General features: G+C 72.0%; 4 protein-coding genes. 2 read left to right on the forward strand and 2 right to left on the reverse strand.

Features of this window, described 5'->3' with window-relative positions; all coding sequences use genetic code 11:
* A partial coding sequence (locus I59_RS09145; RefSeq protein WP_031273475.1) for a pitrilysin family protein occupies positions 1-1,325 on the reverse strand: 1,325 nt, incomplete at its 3' end.
* Positions 1,326-1,569: 244 nt separating this feature from the next.
* On the opposite strand from I59_RS09145, the gene I59_RS09150 reads away from it, so the two are divergent.
* Positions 1,570-2,217 carry a TetR/AcrR family transcriptional regulator gene (locus tag I59_RS09150; protein ID WP_022903615.1) on the forward strand — a complete coding sequence of 216 codons (648 nt, stop codon included), beginning with the start codon at positions 1,570-1,572 and terminating at the stop codon, positions 2,215-2,217.
* A 184-nt stretch (positions 2,218-2,401) separates the two neighbouring features.
* Positions 2,402-2,929, forward strand: a complete 528-nt coding sequence (locus I59_RS09155) for a YbhB/YbcL family Raf kinase inhibitor-like protein (protein WP_022903616.1) — start codon at positions 2,402-2,404, stop codon at positions 2,927-2,929.
* A gap of 207 nt (positions 2,930-3,136) precedes the next feature.
* Here I59_RS09155 and I59_RS09160 read toward each other — a convergent pair.
* Positions 3,137-3,542 (reverse strand): S1 RNA-binding domain-containing protein (locus I59_RS09160; protein ID WP_031273477.1); only part of this gene is annotated, 406 nt, incomplete at its 5' end.

Below are 3,542 nucleotides of genomic sequence, written 5' to 3' on the forward strand. Positions count from 1 at the left end.
GTGCCGATCGCGGTCTCGAGTTCGTTCTGCTGCACGGCGCCGACGACCGACGTGATCATCGGGCGGGTCAGGAGGTCCCCCGCGAGCTCCTGCACGTCGGCCCGCGTGACCCGGTCGACGCGTTCGAGTGCGGTGGCGAGGTCGGTGTACTCCCCGGTGCCGAGCTCGGAGCGGCCCAGGCGGGTCATCCGGGCATCGGAGTCCTCGAGCGAGAGCGTCAGCGCCCCCTCGATCTGTCCCTTGGCGCGGCGCAGTTCGTCGTCGGTGATGCCGTCCGCGACCATGCGGCGGAACTCCTGGTCGACGATCTCGACGACACCGGGGACGTTGTCCGGCGCGCACCCCGCGTAGACCCCGAAGGCGCCGTTGTCGAGGTAGGCCGGGGCGAACGAGGAGACCGCGTAGGCCAGGCCGCGCCGCTCCCGGACCTCCTGGAAGAGGCGGGAGCTCATGCCGCCGCCGAGCACCGCGTTGAGCACGCTCAGCGTCGGGCGGCGCTCGTCGCGGAGGTCGAGGCCCTGCGAACCGCGGAGCATGCTGACCTGCTCGGTCGGGCGGTGCACGACGGAGAGCTTCGGCTGCGCGGGGTCGGCCACGGGCTGCGGGGACCGGCGGGCCAGCGGTGCGGCCTTCTCGGCGTGCTGGAACACACGCTCCACCAGCGCACGGAAGCGGTCGTGGTCGACGGCACCGGCGGCGGTCACGACGATGCCGTTGGGGGCGTAGTGCTCGCGGTAGTGGGCCAGCACTTCATCACGCTGCACGGCGCGGATGCTGTCCGGGGTGCCGCCGATCGGGCGGCCGAGCGGGTGCCCGTCGAACGCGGCGGCGAAGAAGGCCTCGCCCGCGACGTCGGCCGGGTCGTCCGCGGCCATCGCGAGTTCCTCGAGGATGACGCCGCGCTCGACGTCGAACGCCTCGGGCTCGAGGACCGAGCCGGTCACCATGTCGCCGATGACCTGCACGGCCATGGGCACGTCGGCGTCCCGCACCCGGGCGTAGTAGCAGGTGTACTCCTTGGCGGTCGCGGCGTTGTGCTCGCCACCCACGGAGTCGAACGCGATGGCGATGTCGAGGGCGCTGCGCTCCGCCGTGCCCTTGAAGAGGAGGTGCTCGAGGAAGTGCGTCGAGCCGTACTGCCCCTCCTGCTCGTCACGCGAACCGACACCGACCCAGAACCCGATGCTCGTCGACGCGGCTCCCGGCACCGCCTCGGTGAGGACACGGACACCCGAGGGCAGCACGGATCGGCGGACGAAGGCGCCGCCGGACGTCAGGAACGACGTGTCCGGGGCCTCCAGTGGCAACGGCACAGGGTGACTCATCGGAGACGAGCCTACTGACCGTCACCGGGGTGCAGCCCAGTTTCACCGCGGTTCACGACGTGCCTCGAATTGGGGTACAGATTTTGAGGACAGACCGACTCGTCTGTCTGTCCTCCTTGTGGTACTGTCATCACACCGGATCGAAAGCCCCCCTAGATTCCGATCCGGTGGCTCGGGACATCAGTCCTGCGTGACCGTCTCCCCCCGATCGGTCACGGAGCCGATGAGCCCAAGGAGCAGCGCTGTGACGGTCGATTCCCCCCAACCGGCCGTCCAGCGTCTCCTGGGTCCGAGTGACGACCTCGCGTCGCCGGGCGGGTCGAGCGTCCCCCCGGCTCCCCGTCCCGGCGGCGCGAAGGTCCGCATCCTCGAGACCGCGACGCGGCTCTTCTACGAGGAGGGCATCCGCGGCGTCGGCGTCGACCGACTCATCTCCGAGGCCAGCGTCACCAAGGCGACGTTCTACAAGCACTACGGGTCGAAGGACAACCTGATCCTCGCCTACATCCGCTCCCAGCACGAAGCGACGCAGCAGCGCTTCGAGGAGCTCGTGGCCGCGGCGGGCTCCCCCACCGAAGCCATCCGTGCGTGGGTCGCCGCCGTCTCCGACCAGGTCGACCGGCCGGGCTTCCGCGGGTGCGCGTTCCTCAACGCCGCGGCGGAGTACCACGACCCCCGCGACCCCGTGCGCGAAGTCGTCGCGACCCACCGAGACTGGTACACGGACCGGCTCGCCACGCTCCTGCAGGAGGCCGGGCACCCCCTGGCCGGCGACGGTGCGGACGAGCTGATGCTCGCGCGCGACGGCGCGATGACGGGTGCGTACGCCGGCGATGCGATCGCGGCGACCGCCGCGCTCGGTCGCGTGGTCGAGCGGGTGCTCGCGGCCTGACGCTCCCGGCGCGGCGGTGTCGCTTCCACGGCTCACCCCGATGCGCGAACGGCTCGTCCGTCGCCGTCGCCGTCGCGCGATCGCCGTCGCTGCCGCACACCCGGCCTGGAGGCTCGATCCGGCTCCGTCACGCCGCCAGACCCCGCATCGGCGCACGCTGAGCGCGTGGGTGTTGGCTGGTTGCATGACGAACGACCCGAACTGGAACCTCCCCGACGTCCCCTCCTTCGAGCTCACGAGCCCGGACTTCACCGACGGTGGAGCGCTGCCCGACTGGGCCCGCGGCACGGACGCCGGCGGCGAGGACCGCTCCCCCGCGCTCGAGTGGTCCGGCGCGCCAGACGGCACCCAGAGCTACGTCCTCACCGTGTACGACCCCGACGCCCCCACGGGCTCGGGCTTCTGGCACTGGTCACTGACGGACATCCCGGCGAGCACGACCTCGCTCGCGCAGGGCGCCGGCACGGATGACGCGCTCCTCCCCGCCGAGGCGCTGCGCCGCCGCAACGAGTTCGGCACCGACACGTTCCTCGGTGCCGCCCCGCCCGCCGGACACGGCCCGCACCGGTACTTCTTCACGCTGAGCGCGCTCGACGTCCCCGTGCTCGAGGCGCCCGCGGACGCGACCCCGGCGATCGTCGGGTTCCTCCTGCGGGAGCACCTGCTCGGCCGCGCCCAGCTCGTCGGCACGCAGGAGACGCCCGCGTCCTGACGCGCTCGAGCGCCCCGAGTCTCGGGCACAGCGACACCGCTCGGGGCCGACCGCGCGAGAACGGTCGCTCAGCCCGAGCCTCGGTAGGACGCCGCCGGGCGAGGACGCCGCCGGGCGAGACCCGCACCACCGCCACCGCCACCGACGGCGAACGGCCGCCGCTCCTCGGGGAGCGGCGGCCGTCCGTGCGTCAGGACGCGGTGAGGATCAGCCCTCGGCCGGGTCCTCGGTGTGCTTCTCGTGACCCTCGCGGCCCTCGGTGTCCACCTCGTCGGCGATCACCGGAGCGAGCGACAGCTTGCCGCGGTCGTCCACCTTCGTGACCTCGACCAGGATCTTCTGGCCGACGCCCAGGACGTCCTCGACGTTCTCCACACGCTTGCCACCGGCGAGCTTGCGGACCTCGGAGACGTGGAGCAGACCGTCGCGGCCCGGGAGCAGCGACACGAAAGCACCGAACGTCGCGATCTTGACGACCGTGCCGAGGAACTGGTCCCCGATCTCCGGGTTCGTCGGGTTCGCGATCGCGTTGACCTGGGCACGAGCGGCCTCGGCCGACGGGCCGTCCACGGCGCCGATGTACACGGTGCCGTCGTCCTCGATGCTGATGTCG

The organism is Curtobacterium sp. B8 (assembly GCF_000333315.1).
In the GTDB taxonomy this organism is placed as follows: domain Bacteria; phylum Actinomycetota; class Actinomycetes; order Actinomycetales; family Microbacteriaceae; genus Curtobacterium; species Curtobacterium luteum.